Here is a 13,017-nt window from a genome sequence, read left to right on the forward strand (position 1 = left end):
TTCAACGCTCCATGGCGGCAGCCGCGACGCCCGAGCGCAAGGGCTTCAGCCCGATGATCTCGCGCGCTTCTTCGGGCGTGGCGGGTTCGTATCCCATCTCACGCACGAGGCGCACGAGCCGCTCGACCAGTTGCACGTTGGTGGCCAATTGCCCCTGCCGATAGTACAGGTTGTCTTCGAGTCCCACGCGCACGTGTCCGCCGAGCAACAGCGAGTTCATCGCAGCGGGCAATTGCGCCGCGCCGATCGCGCTGACATTGAACACGGTGCGCGCCGGAAGATGATCGACCATGGTCTGCAACAGGCGCGGCGTATAAGGCAGCGCGCCCTGAAACGCATTCGCGCCGATGACGATGTTGATGAAATGCGGCGCTTCGTCGAGTCCTTCGTTGAGGGCGCGCTGCACATCCTGAACGATATCGGCGAGACCGAACACTTCCCATTCGGGCTTGATGCCGCGTTCCTTCATCATGCCGGCGATCTGCCGGATGCGCGACGGCGGCGTCGCAACCAGGATCTCCTTGCCTTCGAAGCTCGCGACCACGGTTTGCGCATCGAGCGTGCACATTTCGACACCATCGCCCTGCATGCCTTTCAGCCGCTCTTCCCACATGATTTCCCACAAGCCGTTGTCGAGCTCGCGAACCATGTCGCCGTTGATGCCGCCACCGGTGGAGTTGTTCAGGACGATGTCGCACTTGTCGCGAATCAGACGGTTGATCTCGCTGTAGATGGCGGGATCGCAGGTCGCCTGATCGTCCGGGCGGCGCGCGTGCACGGCGACGACACTCGCGCCCGCGTTGTAGCAGCGGTAGGTATCGTCGGCGATTTCGCGCGGCTGCGTCGGCAGATTGGGGTTCATCTTCTTGGTCGCCATGCCGCCCGTGGGCGCAACCGTCACGATGACTTTGGATTTGCTCATGATGTCTCTCTCCGAATGAGGAATGCAGGTTTCTTCAGGAATGGGTGGCGTCGGTTCCTACCCGAAGCGCGCGCCTGGGCAGCCCGATCAGCACCGTCAGGCAACCGATCAGCACCACCGCGGTCAACGCGAGCAGACCCGTCTGGATGCTGCCCGTCGCGCCCTTGATCCAGCCGATCACGGTCGGGCTGACGAAGCCGCCGAGGATGCCGAGCGAGCTGATCACCGCGATGCCCGCCGCGGCGGCATTGCGGCCGAGATAAGTGGGCGGAATCGACCAGAAGAGCGAACCGCCGCCGAAGATGAAGAACGAGGCCACGCACAGCAGCGCCATGACCGGAGCGATGCCGGCATGGACGAAGGAAGTCGATGCCAATGCGATGACGCCGATCGCGAGCGTGCCGCCGACATGCCACCGGCGTTCGCCGAAACGATCCGAGCTGCGGCTGATGATGAGCACGCCGACCGCGCCGAAGAAGTAGGGCACGGCGGTGAACCAGCCGATCGTCGATACGTTGGCGATGCCGATGCCCTTGATCATCGTCGGCAGCCAGAATGTCATCGTGTAGACGGCGCACGCGCAGCAGAAGTAGATGAACGCGAGCACGTAGGTCATCGGATCGGTCAGTGCGGCAAGGAGCTTGCCGTGTCCGCCGTGCGCGGCGTCGTCCTTGTGGTCGGCGTTCATGGCCGCGCGCACCGTCTCTTTCTCGGCATCGTCGAGCCATGCCGCTTCGTCGGGCTTGTTCGGCAGCATGCGGTAAAGGAGAAAGCCCAGAAGGACCGTCGGCAAGCCTTCGACGATGAAGAGCCATTGCCAGCCGTGCATGCCGTGGAATCCTTCCATGCCGCTCATGATCATGCCGGAGAGCGGACCGCCGAGCACGCCGGTGATCGGCATGCCGAAGAGGAAGAGGCCGGTGACGCGGCCACGCCGCTGGCTCGGATACCAGTACGTGAGATACAGGATGATGCCGGGAAAGAAGCCCGCCTCGAAGATGCCGAGCATGAGGCGGATCGCATAGAACTGCCACGGCGCGGTGACGAAAGCGGTGGCGGCCGACGTGAGGCCCCAGAGCACCATGATGCGAAGAAACGTCAGCCGCGCGCCGATCTTTTCGAGCAGCAGGTTGCTGGGCACTTCGAACAGCAGGTACGTGACGAAGAAGATGCCCGCGCCGAGACCGTACACGGCATCGGAGAACGCGAGATCCTGCTTCATCTGCAGTTGCGCGTAGCCGATGTTGATGCGGTCGAGAAATGCGAACACGTAAGCGATCAGCACGAGCGGCATGACACGCAAACTGATCTTGCGAAAGACGGCGTCTTCCTCGGAGCGGCCGAGCGAACTGTCGATGACCGCCGCGCCGGTCAGCGGACGAATGCGATTCATTGCGTGTCTCCCTGTCTGGTATGACACGCATTATTTGGGAGCGGGTTTATTGGAACTGTCGATCGGGCGACAGTCCGGGTCAGCGTATACGCGAGGGCCTTATTGCGCGATCGCCTGCAGCCCCGGCAGATCGAGTATGACGATTTCCCCGTATTCCGCGCGCACGAGGCCGGCGTTCTTGAAGCGGTTCATCGCCTTGTTGCAGGTCTGACGCGACACGGCCGCGAGATTCGCGAGTTCCTCCTGCGAAATGCGCAAGTGACTCGTGCCGCTAGCGTTCGACAGCGGATGAATCATGCCCACCAGCGCCCGCGCGACGAGACTGTCGGTATCGAGCAGCCCGTGCGCCGCGGCGACGGCCATGAACCAGTGCAGGCGTTCGTTGACTTGCCACAGCAGGAACTCGTTGAACGAAGGCTGATGTTCGCGCAGCCAGTTGAACGTGGCGAGCGGAATCTGCGCGACGCGGCTGTCGCGCAATGCGATGAGATCGGACTGGCGCGGCGCATTGCGAATCAGCGTGCCTTCGCCGAACCAGCTTCCGGCGGACTGGCCGCCGAGGGTCACGGTCTGTCCGTCACGCGCGGTGATCGACCACTTGATGAGGCCTTCGAGCATGCCGAACCACACATGCTGCCGCTCGCCATGATGCCCGAGCACCTGACCCATGACGACGGTGCGCTCGGACGCTTCCGCGCGCACACGGGCCTGCGCGGATGCGTCGAGCCGCGCGAACCACGACGATTGCGCGAGCAGCTCGTCCAGCGTGAGCGACGGGGCGCTCGTGCGCTTGCGCCGCGTCATAGGGTGCAACTCACGATTGTCGCGAGATCGACAGTGTCGGGACATCGCGAGGCGCACAATGTCGGTAATCGAAGGAGGATCATGGGCTCATGAGCAAGGAAACTATCTACCGTATCGACGTGCAGTTCGGCGATTGCGACCCGGCGGGCATTGTCTTCTTCCCGAACTTCTCGCGCTGGATGGACGCCGCCTCGCACGATTATTTCATTCAGTGCGGCTTGCCGCCATGGCGCGCGATGACGGACCTGCCGAACTGCATCGGCGCGCCGCTTCTCGAGATGCACACGCGCTTTCATACGTCGGTAACGTATGGGGAAACCGTGGAGGTGCATAGCAGCATCGAGGAATGGCGCGGCAAAGTGTTCATCCAGAATCATCGCATCATGCGCGGCGATACCTTGATCTGCGAAGGCCGCGCCACGCGCGCCTTGTGCGTCAAGCAGGCAGACGGACGCCTGAAGGCCGTGCCCGTGCCCGAGTTCATTCGCGCAGCCTGTTCATGATGGAGGACGCCATGACGATTTCGACAACTCAGCGCGTGCTGGTTACCGCCGGCGCAAGCGGCATCGGCCACGCGATCACCGAGGCGTTCGTGGCCGCGGGCGCGAAGGTTTTCGTCTGCGATATCGATGAAGCCGCGCTGCAACGATTGCAGGAGCAGATGCCGGGCGTCGTGACATCGGTATGCGATATCGGCGATCGTGCCGCGGCTGCGCGCATGGTCGACGATGCCGCGGCCGCGCTCGGCGGCATCGATGTGCTCGTCAATAACGCGGGCATCGCCGGTCCCGCAGCCAGTGTCGCGGACATGGACCCGGACGCATGGGACAACGTGCTGCGCGTGAATCTCACCGGCACCTTCATCGTGACGCAACATGCGATTCCTCATCTGAAGCAGTCGAGCGCGGGCACGATCGTGATCATGTCGTCGCTCGCGGGCCGGTTCGGCTATCCGAACCGCAGTCCTTATGCCGTGACCAAATGGGGGCTGGTCGGATTCGCCAAGACCTTGTCGCGCGAGCTCGGCGAGTTCGGCATTCGGGTCAACGCCATCCTGCCGGGCGCGGTGAAGGGCCCGCGCATGCAGCGCGTTCTGGAAGGACGCGCGTCGGCAAGCGGTCGCAGCGTGGCCGAGGAAGAAGCATCGGCGCTCGCGAATCAGTCGATCAAACGTTTCGTCGATCCGGCGGATATCGCCGCGCTCGCGGTGTTTCTCGCATCGAGCGCGGGACGGTCCATCTCCGGCCAAATCATTCCGATCGATGGCGATTCGCAAAGCGCGTCGTGATTCCGCTCAGCCTTTTTGCTTCGCGCTTCCGAGAATCAGATGCGCGAGCGTGCCGAGCACGATGCCCCAGAACGCCGAGCCGAGACCGAGAAAACTCATATTGGACGCCGTGGCGATGAACGTGATGAACGACGCTTCGCGATGCGCCTCGTCATGCACCAGCCCGACGATGTTCGCCGCGATCGCGCCCAGCAGCGCAAGCCCCGCGAGCACGGCGACGAATGCATTCGGCAGCGCGGCGAACAACATGACGACGGTGCCGGCGAAGCATCCGCCGATCAGATAGAAAAGCCCGTTCGCGATGCCCGCTACATAACGGCGCCGCGAATCACGATGCGCGTCGGGACCGGTGCACAGCGCAGCGGTGATCGCCGCGATGACAATGGTGATGCCGCCGGAGAACGCAACCAGAATGGACGCGAGACTCGTCGCCATGAGCACAGGACGGCTCGGCGTCTGATAGCCGGACGCGCGCAGGATCGCGAACCCAGGCAGGAACTGACCCGTCAGACTGACGATGACGAGCGGCACCGCGAGGCTCACTGTCGATTGCCAGGTCCACGTGGGCATCGTGAAGACGGGGCGCGTGAGATGAAAGCTGACCGACTCGAAATGCGTGAGCCCGAGCCCCATTGCGAGCGCGCCGCCGAATGCCAGCACGAGAATGAGGCAGTAACGCGGCGCCCATCGGCGGAAGACGAGAAAGCTCGCCAGCATGCCGAAAGCGAGCCATGGCGTGACCGCAACCGACTTGAATACGTTGACGCCAAACTGAAAGAGGATGCCCGCCATCATGGCGCAGGCGATTCCTTTCGGTATTCGCTTGACGATCTGGTCGAACAGGCCCGACACGCCGAGCGCGAAGATGCACACGCCCGCGACGATATATGCGCCGATCGCCTCGCTGACCGGCATGCCCGGAAAGAGCGTGACCAGCAAGGCCGAGCCGGGCGCGGACCACGCGGTGATGATCGGCTGCTTCAGCCACCAGCTGAGCGCGATGCCCGACGCCGCCGCGCCCATCGAAATGGACCAGACCCACGACGCGACGACCTCGTTGCCGACATGCGCGGCATGCGCCGCCTGAAAGAAGATCGCGAGCGGCCCGGCATACGAGATGATCACCGCCAGCAATCCGGCGGTGACGGCCGATACCGACCACGTCCCTTTCGGGGCAGCGGGCAACAACGTGCTTTCCGTCTCGCGCTTCATGCGTGCGGTGCGCCGTTTCAGCGAATGGACGACGGATGATGCGCGAGCGCGGTCACCTTCATCGTCATGTAGGGAAACAAGGGCAGGCCCGAGAGAATCGTGTGCAGCTCGTCGTGCGAGTCGACATCGAAGACGCTGTAGTTCGCATATTCACCGACCACGCGATGCAATTGCTGCCACTTGCCTTGCCGTTGCAGCTCCTGCGAGTACTCTTTTTCGCGCGCCTTGATTTCGTCGGCCTTTGCAGTGGGCATGTCGTGCGGCAGATGTACGTCCATTCTTACCAGATAAAGCATGGTTATCCTCGATCAAGTGTTGGGTGGTGGCGCTCAGATGTTCTTGTCGCGACGATAGAACGCGAGCTTCTCTTCATCGATCTGAAGACCCAGGCCCGGTCCTTCCGGCATGTGCAGATCGAAGTCGCGGTATTGCGGGCGCGCAGTGACGATGTCGTCCTTCAGCAGCAGCGGCCCGAACAGCTCCGTGCCCCACGCAAGCTGCGGCAGCGCGCTGAATCCGTGCGCCGATGCAATCGAGCCGATGCTGCCTTCGAGCATCGTGCCGCCATAGAGCGACACGCCCGCCGCATCGGCGATGGCGGCGGTGCGGATCATGCCGTAGATGCCGCCGGACTTCGCGATCTTCAGCGCGAACACATCCGCGCATGCATGGCGCACGAGTTCGAGCGCGTCTTCCGGGCCCGTCACCGCTTCGTCGGCCATGATCGGCACGATGAAGCGCGCGGCGAGCCGCGCGAGTGCGCTGCGCTGCTCGCGCGGCGTGGGCTGCTCGATGAGATCGATGCCCGCGGCTTGCAGCGCTTCGATACCGAGCGCGGCATCGGCTTCGTTCCAGGCCTGATTCACGTCGACGGTGACTTTCGCGCGATCGCCGAGCGCGGCCTTGATCTTCGATACATGCGCGACGTCATCGCGCACGCTGCGGCGGCCGATCTTCAGCTTGAACGTGTTGTGGCGGCGTTCGGCGAGCAGCATTTCGGCTTCGTCGATATCGCGCTGGGTATCGCCGCTCGCGAGCGTCCACAGCACGGGCAGCGTCTTGCGCACCGCGCCGCCGAGCAGCGTGGACACCGGTACGCCCAGGCGCTTGCCCTCTGCATCGAGCAGCGCCGTTTCGATCGCGCACTTGGCGAAGCGGTTGCCGCGCGCGATCTTGTTCAGCCTGAGCATCGCGGCGTTGATATTGGTCGCGTCCTGTCCGACGAGCGCGGGCGCAAGATAAGTGTCGATGGTCAGCTTGATGCCTTCGGGACTTTCATCGCCGTAAGACAGGCCGCCGATGGTCGTGGCTTCGCCAATGCCCTCGATGCCGTCGCTCGTGCGCAGACGAACGATGACGAGGGTTTGTTGCTGCATCGTCGCCATCGCGAGTTGATGCGCACGGATGGTCGGGAGATCAACCAGAATCGCTTCGACGGAGGTGATTTGGGCGTTCATACCTGAAATGTCGGAATGGATGGGTTGCTGAAGTATTGCGCGCCCATTTGCCGCGTGTCCAACACCGTTGACGTCTAGTGCCATACCCCCGAGGTATGGCGCGCGTCATCGCCCCCGATCCGTGCGCGGTGTATAGGATATCCGTTCCTCTTCGTACAGCCGGTAGATGAGTTCGAGCATTTCCTTGATGTCGCGCGATTCGTCGAGCGCCCGCATGCTCATGATGATGGGCGAAACCAGCGTGGGGTCGTCGAGTTCCTTATAGCTCACGTCGTCGCGCTTGAGGCCGTAGACGCTGCTCGGCACGACGGAAATGCCTTCACCCGCCGCGACCAGCCCCAGCGCGATTTGCAGCTCGCGCACTTCGTAGATCTTGCGCGGCGCGAGCGCGCGGTCCTGAAAGGCCGAAAGCACCTGATCGGCATAACTCGGGCGCGGTGCTTTCGGGAAGATGATCAAGGTCTCGTTGATGAGATCGCGCAGCGAGAGCACGGGTTTCGCGAGCGAAAGCGGATGCCCGACCGGCAGCGCGACGATCAGCTTCTCTTCGCGAAGAATCACGCGGCGGATATTCGCATCCTCATGACGAATGCGGCCGAAGCCGACATCGATGCGGCCGTCCTTGAGCGCGCGGATCTGGTCCATCGTCGACATTTCGTGGAGACTCAGTTCGACGGTGGCGTTTTCGTCGCGGAAACGCCGGATGATCTTCGGCAGCATGCCGTACAGCGTCGAGCCGACGAAACCCACCGAAAGGCTGCGCTCGATATTGCCGACTCGCCGCGTCATCGATTCGAGTTCGGCGGTTTGCGCGAGCAATTGCACCGCATGCGAATAAAAGAACTTGCCGGTTTCCGTGAGCTTCAAGGGGCGTGAGTTGCGCTCGAATAGCTGCACTCCGAGCGTCTCTTCGAGTTGCTGTATCTGACGGCTCAAAGGCGGCTGGGCAATGTGCAGCCGCTGTGCGGCGCGCGTGAAGTTGCGTTCCTCGGCAACCGCTACGAAGTAGCGCAGATGTCGCAGCTCCATCTCAATACCTCCTGGATATAGCCCGATACTAAATCAGTGTTGGACCGGGCCTCTTTTCGTCGACTATTCTGCTTTCACGCTCTGTTTCAGCACCCGATTATACCTTCCGAGCATATCTCTGTCGGCGCTGAAGCAAGGGTAAACCCCACCAGAAAATTGCGAGATTCAGGAGCAGACATGAGCATCAATGTGTTCGATACGAAGGAAGTGCAGGACCTGTTGAAGGCCGCTGCCAACCTCGGAGGTCAGGACGGCAGTGCTCGCACCAAGCAGATTACGCATCGCCTGTTGAGCGATTTGTTCAAGGCGATCGACGACCTCGACATGACGCCCGATGAAATCTGGGCCGGCGTCAACTACTTCAACAAGCTGGGCCAGGACGGCGAAGCGGCGCTGCTTGCCGCCGGCCTCGGTCTGGAAAAGTATCTCGACATCCGCATGGATGCCGCGGACCGCGAAGCCGATATTCACGGCGGCACGCCGCGCACCATCGAAGGCCCGTTGTATGTCGCCGGCGCGCCGGTGCGCGACGGCGTGTCGAAGATCGACGTCAATCCCGATGAAAACGCAGGTCCGCTGGTTATCCGCGGCACGGTTACGGGTCCGGACGGCAAGCCCGTCGCGAACGCGCTGGTCGAATGCTGGCACGCCAACTCGAAGGGCTTCTATTCGCACTTCGACCCGACCGGCGCGCAAAGCGACTTCAACCTGCGCGGCGCGGTCAAGACGGGTGCCGACGGCAAGTATGAATTCCGCACGCTCATGCCGGTGGGCTACGGCTGCCCGCCGCAAGGCGCGACGCAGCAGTTGCTCGATTCGCTCGCACGCCACGGCAATCGTCCGGCGCACGTGCACTTCTTTGCGACCAGCGAGAAGCATCGCAAGCTGACGACGCAGATCAACATCGAAGGCGATCCGCTGATCTGGGACGACTTCGCTTATGCGACTCGCGAAGAGCTGGTTCCGCATGTCGTCGAAAAGACCGGCGGAGCGGCGCTCGGGCTGAAGGTCGATGCGTACAAGGAAATCGTGTTCGACATCCAGCTGACTCCGCTGGTGCAGGGCAAGGACAACCAGATCGTCTATCGCCCGCGCGCATCCGCCACGGCGTAAGCGCCAAGACGCGGCGCCGGCCGATCGCGCCGTCGCCGCCTGAATCTCCGCAAGAAATCATTCGACACCGATGCCAGCGCTCCGTGAGCGGAGCGCGCATAGGAGAGCACACATGTCCGCCATCACCGACAAAGCCAGTCAGCTCGATGAACTGCTGCAGACCGCAGTTCAGGACGACAAGGAAAGCGGCGTATTCCGCTGCCGCCGCGATATCTTCACCAACGCCGATCTGTTCGATCTCGAGATGAAGCACATCTTCGAGAGCAACTGGGTGTACCTCGCGCACGAAAGCCAGATCCCCAACAACAACGATTACTACACGACGTGGATCGGCCGTCAGCCCGTGGTCGTCACGCGCGACAAGACCGGCGAGCTGCATGCAGTCATCAACGCCTGCGCACACAAGGGCGCGATGCTGTGCCGTCGCAAGCATGGCAACAAAGGCAGCTTCACGTGCCCGTTCCATGGCTGGACATTCTCCAATACCGGCAAGCTCCTGAAGGTGAAGGACGAGAAGACCACCGAATATCCGATTCAGTTCAATACGCACGGCTCGCATGATCTGCGCAAGGTGCCGCGCTTCCAGAACTATCGCGGATTCCTGTTCGGCAGCCTCAACGCGGATTCGATGCCGCTCGAAGAGTATCTCGGCGAGACGAAGGTGATCATCGATCAGATCGTCGATCAGGCGCCGGACGGCCTCGAAGTGTTGCGCGGCAACTCCTCGTATGTCTACGACGGCAACTGGAAGATGCAGATGGAGAACGGCTGCGACGGTTATCACGTCAGCACCGTGCACTGGAACTACGCCGCGACGATGGGCCGCCGCAAGGTCGAAGGCACCAAGGCCGTCGATGCGAATAGCTGGAGCAAGTCGGTCGCGGGCGTCTATGGCTTCGATCATGGCCACATTCTGTTGTGGACCAAGACGATGAATCCGGAAGTGCGGCCGGTGTATCAGCATCGCGAAGAGATCAAGGCGCGTGTGGGCGAGGTGCAGGCGGATTACATCGTCAATCAGACGCGCAACCTGTGCCTCTATCCGAACGTGTTCCTGATGGATCAGTTCAGCACGCAGATTCGCGTGGTGCGTCCGTTGAGCGTCGACAAGACCGAAGTCAGCATCTTCTGCTTCGCGCCCAAGGGCGAAAGCGCCGAGGACCGTGCGACGCGCATTCGCCAGTACGAAGACTTCTTCAACGTGACGGGAATGGGCACCAGCGACGATCTCGAAGAGTTCCGTGCGTGCCAATCAGGTTATGCCGGCATCACCGCGATGTGGAACGACCTTTCGCGCGGCGCGCCGTTGTGGGTGCATGGCGCGGATGACAACGCAAAGAACATGGGCATCAAGCCGCTCATTTCCGGCGAACGCAGCGAAGACGAAGGTCTCTTCGTCGTGCAGCATGAATACTGGGTGAACGTCATGCGCGACGCCCTCAAGAAGGAACAAGGGGAGGCACTGGCATGAGCTTCGATTACCAGAAAATCTGCGCGACGCTGTACCGCGAAGCGCGCCTGCTCGATGACCGTCAATGGGACGAGTGGCTCGGCTGCTATGCGGAAGACGTCACGTACTGGATGCCCGCGTGGGACGACGACGATCAAATCACCGACGACCACGAAAGCCAGATCTCGTTGATGTACTACCCGGATCGCGGCGGCCTGGAAGATCGCGTGTTCCGCATCAAGACCGAGCGCAGCGGCGCTTCCATGCCCGAGCCGCGCACGAGCCACAACGTCACCAACGTGGAAGTGCTGGCCGAGCGTGAAAACGAAGTCGACGTGCGCTACAACTTCGACACGCTGAGTCATCGGTACAAGATCACCGATCATTTCTTCGGCACGATGTTCGTGACCCTGCGAAAGGTCGACGACATTCTGCTGATCTCGCACAAGAAGATTGTGCTCAAGAACGATTACATCCGTCAGGTGCTCGACGTCTACCACGTCTGATACCCACGGTGATGAGACAGGAAGTAGGAGGCAACATGTCCAGCTATAACATTGCACTGAATTTCGAAGACGGCGTGACGCGATTCGTCGAATGCAAGGCAGGCGAGAAGGTTCTCGATGCCGCCTTTCGCGCCAAGATCAATCTGCCGATGGATTGCTCCGACGGCGTGTGCGGCACCTGCAAATGCCGCGCCGAAAGCGGCAGCTACGATCTCGGCGATGACTACATCGAAGACGCACTGAGCGACGACGAGAAGGAAGGCGGCCTCGTGCTCACGTGCCAGATGGTTCCGTCGAGCGATTGCGTGATCGCGGTCCCGGCGTCTTCCACCGCGTGCAAGACCGCGCAAAGCAAGTTCGCCGCGACGGTCACGAAGGTCGAGCAGCATAATGACGCCGCCGTGGTGCTCGAACTGGACGTGGATGCCGCCACGGCTGCGCCGGTCTTCCTGCCGGGCCAGTACGTGAATATCGATGTGCCCGGCAGCGGCCAGCATCGGTCGTATTCGTTCTCGTCGGCGCCCGGTGAAACGAAGATCAGCTTTCTCATCAAGAAGATTCCCGGCGGCGTGATGAGCACGTGGCTCGAATCCGCGCAGGCAGGCAGCACGGTCGAACTGACCGGGCCGCTCGGCAGCTTCTATCTGCGCGCGGTCGAACGGCCGTTGCTGTTCCTCGCGGGCGGCACGGGTCTCGCGCCGTTCCTCTCGATGCTGGAAGTGCTGGCGCGCGCGAACTCGCAGCAGAAGATTCACCTGATCTACGGCGTGACGCGCGATCTCGATCTCGTGCAGGTCGAAGCCATCGATGCCTATACGGCGAAGCTGCCGAACTTCACGTTCAGCACGGTCGTTGCCGATGCGGATTCGGCTCATCCGCGCAAGGGCTGGGTCACGCAGCACATGCCGGCGGAATCGTTGAACGATGGCGATGTCGACGTGTACCTGTGCGGTCCGCCTCCGATGGTCGATGCGGTGCGCAAGCACTTCGACGATAACGGTGTGAAGCCCAACAGCTTCCACTACGAGAAATTCACTCCCAACGTCGCACCGGTGGCCGCATGAGCACGCAACGATTTGCCGGCAAGGTGATGGTCGTCACAGGCGCGGCGCAGGGCATCGGACGCGGCGTGGCGCTGCGTGCGGCCGCCGAGGGCGCGAAGGTGTTGCTGGTGGATCGCGCCGACTTCGTTGCCGAAGTCGCCGCCGAAGCGGAAGGCGCGGATACGGCAGGCTTCGTCGCCGATCTGGAGACGTATGAAGGCGCGGCGTCGGCGATGGCGTTTGCCGTGCGCAAGTTCGGCGGCATCGACATTCTGGTGAACGGCGTAGGTGGCGCGATCCGTATGCGTCCGTATGCCGAGTTCGAGCCCGCTCAGATCGACGCGGAAATTCGCCGCTCGCTGATGCCGACGTTGTACGCGTGCCATGCGGTGCTGCCGCATCTGATCGCGCGCGGCGGCGGAACCATCGTCAATGTGTCATCGAATGCCACGCGCGGCATCCGGCGCGTGCCGTATTCGGCGGCCAAAGGCGGCGTGAACGCGATGACGCAATCATTGGCGATGGAATACGGGGAGCACAACATTCGCGTGGTCGCGGCGGCGCCGGGCGGAACCGAAGCGCCTCCGCGACGCGTACCGCGCAATGCCGCCGGCGATAGCGAGCAGGAAAAGATCTGGATGGGCGAAGCGGTGGAGCAGGTCAGGGAATCGACCTTTTTCAAGCGCTATGGCACGCTCGACGAGCAAATCGCGCCGATTCTCTTCCTCGCTTCGGACGAGGCGAGCTATATCACGGGCGCGGTGTTGCCGGTGGCTGGTGGCGACAACGGCTGATTCAGC

14 protein-coding genes are annotated in these 13,017 nt (G+C 62.3%); 7 read left to right on the forward strand and 7 right to left on the reverse strand.

Going from position 1 to position 13,017, the window contains the following annotated elements; translation table 11 throughout:
• Position 1 precedes the first annotated feature (1 nt).
• The 3 genes from AC1Z32_RS01305 to AC1Z32_RS01315 all read right to left on the reverse strand — a co-directional run bounded on the left by AC1Z32_RS01305 (position 2) and on the right by AC1Z32_RS01315 (position 3,119).
• On the reverse strand, positions 2-922 hold the full coding sequence (locus AC1Z32_RS01305; protein ID WP_483476906.1) for a beta-keto acid cleavage family enzyme: 921 nt from the start codon (positions 920-922) through the stop codon (positions 2-4).
• Positions 923-956: 34 nt separating this feature from the next.
• Positions 957-2,315 (reverse strand): MFS transporter, encoded by a 1,359-nt coding sequence (locus AC1Z32_RS01310; protein WP_483476907.1) that lies wholly within the window; start codon positions 2,313-2,315, stop codon positions 957-959.
• Positions 2,316-2,414: 99 nt separating this feature from the next.
• On the reverse strand, positions 2,415-3,119 hold the full coding sequence (locus AC1Z32_RS01315; protein ID WP_483476908.1) for a Crp/Fnr family transcriptional regulator: 705 nt from the start codon (positions 3,117-3,119) through the stop codon (positions 2,415-2,417).
• Positions 3,120-3,208: 89 nt separating this feature from the next.
• On the opposite strand from AC1Z32_RS01315, the gene AC1Z32_RS01320 reads away from it, so the two are divergent.
• Together AC1Z32_RS01320 and AC1Z32_RS01325 are read left to right on the forward strand one after the other, a co-directional pair.
• Positions 3,209-3,622 carry an acyl-CoA thioesterase gene (locus AC1Z32_RS01320; RefSeq protein ID WP_483476909.1) on the forward strand — a complete coding sequence of 138 codons (414 nt, stop codon included), beginning with the start codon at positions 3,209-3,211 and terminating at the stop codon, positions 3,620-3,622.
• Between the two features lie 11 nt (positions 3,623-3,633).
• Positions 3,634-4,407: an SDR family oxidoreductase gene (locus tag AC1Z32_RS01325; protein WP_483476910.1), complete on the forward strand. Its 774-nt coding sequence runs from the start codon at positions 3,634-3,636 to the stop codon at positions 4,405-4,407.
• A gap of 6 nt (positions 4,408-4,413) precedes the next feature.
• On the opposite strand, the gene AC1Z32_RS01330 is transcribed toward AC1Z32_RS01325, so the two are convergent.
• The 4 genes from AC1Z32_RS01330 to AC1Z32_RS01345 all read right to left on the reverse strand — a co-directional run bounded on the left by AC1Z32_RS01330 (position 4,414) and on the right by AC1Z32_RS01345 (position 8,105).
• On the reverse strand, positions 4,414-5,619 hold the full coding sequence (locus tag AC1Z32_RS01330) for a benzoate/H(+) symporter BenE family transporter (RefSeq protein ID WP_483476911.1): 1,206 nt from the start codon (positions 5,617-5,619) through the stop codon (positions 4,414-4,416).
• Positions 5,620-5,636: 17 nt separating this feature from the next.
• On the reverse strand, positions 5,637-5,915 hold the full coding sequence (catC, locus tag AC1Z32_RS01335; RefSeq protein WP_483476912.1) for a muconolactone Delta-isomerase: 279 nt from the start codon (positions 5,913-5,915) through the stop codon (positions 5,637-5,639).
• 33 nt (positions 5,916-5,948) lie between these two features.
• On the reverse strand, positions 5,949-7,076 hold the full coding sequence (locus tag AC1Z32_RS01340) for a muconate/chloromuconate family cycloisomerase (protein WP_062610442.1): 1,128 nt from the start codon (positions 7,074-7,076) through the stop codon (positions 5,949-5,951).
• Positions 7,077-7,181: 105 nt separating this feature from the next.
• Positions 7,182-8,105, reverse strand: a complete 924-nt coding sequence (locus tag AC1Z32_RS01345) for a LysR family transcriptional regulator (RefSeq protein WP_483476913.1) — start codon at positions 8,103-8,105, stop codon at positions 7,182-7,184.
• Between the two features lie 177 nt (positions 8,106-8,282).
• Here AC1Z32_RS01345 and catA point away from each other — a divergent pair, with 177 nt between their 5' ends.
• The 5 genes from catA (at position 8,283) to benD (ending at position 13,011) form a co-directional block, all read left to right on the forward strand.
• The gene (catA, locus tag AC1Z32_RS01350) at positions 8,283-9,218 is read left to right on the forward strand and encodes a catechol 1,2-dioxygenase (RefSeq protein ID WP_483476914.1); all 936 of its coding nucleotides are present in this window, start codon (positions 8,283-8,285) and stop codon (positions 9,216-9,218) included.
• Positions 9,219-9,330: 112 nt separating this feature from the next.
• Positions 9,331-10,689 (forward strand): Rieske 2Fe-2S domain-containing protein, encoded by a 1,359-nt coding sequence (locus tag AC1Z32_RS01355; protein WP_483476915.1) that lies wholly within the window; start codon positions 9,331-9,333, stop codon positions 10,687-10,689.
• Entirely contained in the window at positions 10,686-11,174 is a 489-nt protein-coding gene (gene benB / locus AC1Z32_RS01360) for a benzoate 1,2-dioxygenase small subunit (protein ID WP_062610446.1), read from the forward strand. The genes AC1Z32_RS01355 and benB overlap by 4 nt, the downstream gene beginning before the upstream one ends.
• Before the next feature lie 35 nt (positions 11,175-11,209).
• Complete coding sequence (gene benC / locus AC1Z32_RS01365) at positions 11,210-12,238, forward strand: benzoate 1,2-dioxygenase electron transfer component BenC (RefSeq protein ID WP_483476916.1); 1,029 nt, start codon at positions 11,210-11,212, stop codon at positions 12,236-12,238.
• Positions 12,235-13,011: a benzoate diol dehydrogenase BenD gene (gene benD, locus AC1Z32_RS01370; protein WP_483476917.1), complete on the forward strand. Its 777-nt coding sequence runs from the start codon at positions 12,235-12,237 to the stop codon at positions 13,009-13,011. Before benC ends, benD begins: the two co-directional genes overlap by 4 nt.
• Positions 13,012-13,017 lie beyond the last annotated feature (6 nt).

Source organism: Caballeronia sp. 11_S32 (genome assembly GCF_056930355.1).

Excerpts from the sequence above, each read along its gene's own strand:
- AC1Z32_RS01305 (WP_483476906.1), bottom strand. The coding sequence starts at position 922 with ATGAGCAAATCCAAAGTCATCGTGACGGTTGCGCCCACGGGCGGCATG.
- AC1Z32_RS01310 (WP_483476907.1), bottom strand. The coding sequence starts at position 2,315 with ATGAATCGCATTCGTCCGCTGACCGGCGCGGCGGTCATCGACAGTTCG.
- AC1Z32_RS01315 (WP_483476908.1), bottom strand. The coding sequence starts at position 3,119 with ATGACGCGGCGCAAGCGCACGAGCGCCCCGTCGCTCACGCTGGACGAG.
- AC1Z32_RS01320 (WP_483476909.1), top strand. The coding sequence starts at position 3,209 with ATGAGCAAGGAAACTATCTACCGTATCGACGTGCAGTTCGGCGATTGC.
- AC1Z32_RS01325 (WP_483476910.1), top strand. The coding sequence starts at position 3,634 with ATGACGATTTCGACAACTCAGCGCGTGCTGGTTACCGCCGGCGCAAGC.
- AC1Z32_RS01330 (WP_483476911.1), bottom strand. The coding sequence starts at position 5,619 with ATGAAGCGCGAGACGGAAAGCACGTTGTTGCCCGCTGCCCCGAAAGGG.
- catC (WP_483476912.1), bottom strand. The coding sequence starts at position 5,915 with ATGCTTTATCTGGTAAGAATGGACGTACATCTGCCGCACGACATGCCC.
- AC1Z32_RS01340 (WP_062610442.1), bottom strand. The coding sequence starts at position 7,076 with ATGAACGCCCAAATCACCTCCGTCGAAGCGATTCTGGTTGATCTCCCG.
- AC1Z32_RS01345 (WP_483476913.1), bottom strand. The coding sequence starts at position 8,105 with ATGGAGCTGCGACATCTGCGCTACTTCGTAGCGGTTGCCGAGGAACGC.
- catA (WP_483476914.1), top strand. The coding sequence starts at position 8,283 with ATGAGCATCAATGTGTTCGATACGAAGGAAGTGCAGGACCTGTTGAAG.
- AC1Z32_RS01355 (WP_483476915.1), top strand. The coding sequence starts at position 9,331 with ATGTCCGCCATCACCGACAAAGCCAGTCAGCTCGATGAACTGCTGCAG.
- benB (WP_062610446.1), top strand. The coding sequence starts at position 10,686 with ATGAGCTTCGATTACCAGAAAATCTGCGCGACGCTGTACCGCGAAGCG.
- benC (WP_483476916.1), top strand. The coding sequence starts at position 11,210 with ATGTCCAGCTATAACATTGCACTGAATTTCGAAGACGGCGTGACGCGA.
- benD (WP_483476917.1), top strand. The coding sequence starts at position 12,235 with ATGAGCACGCAACGATTTGCCGGCAAGGTGATGGTCGTCACAGGCGCG.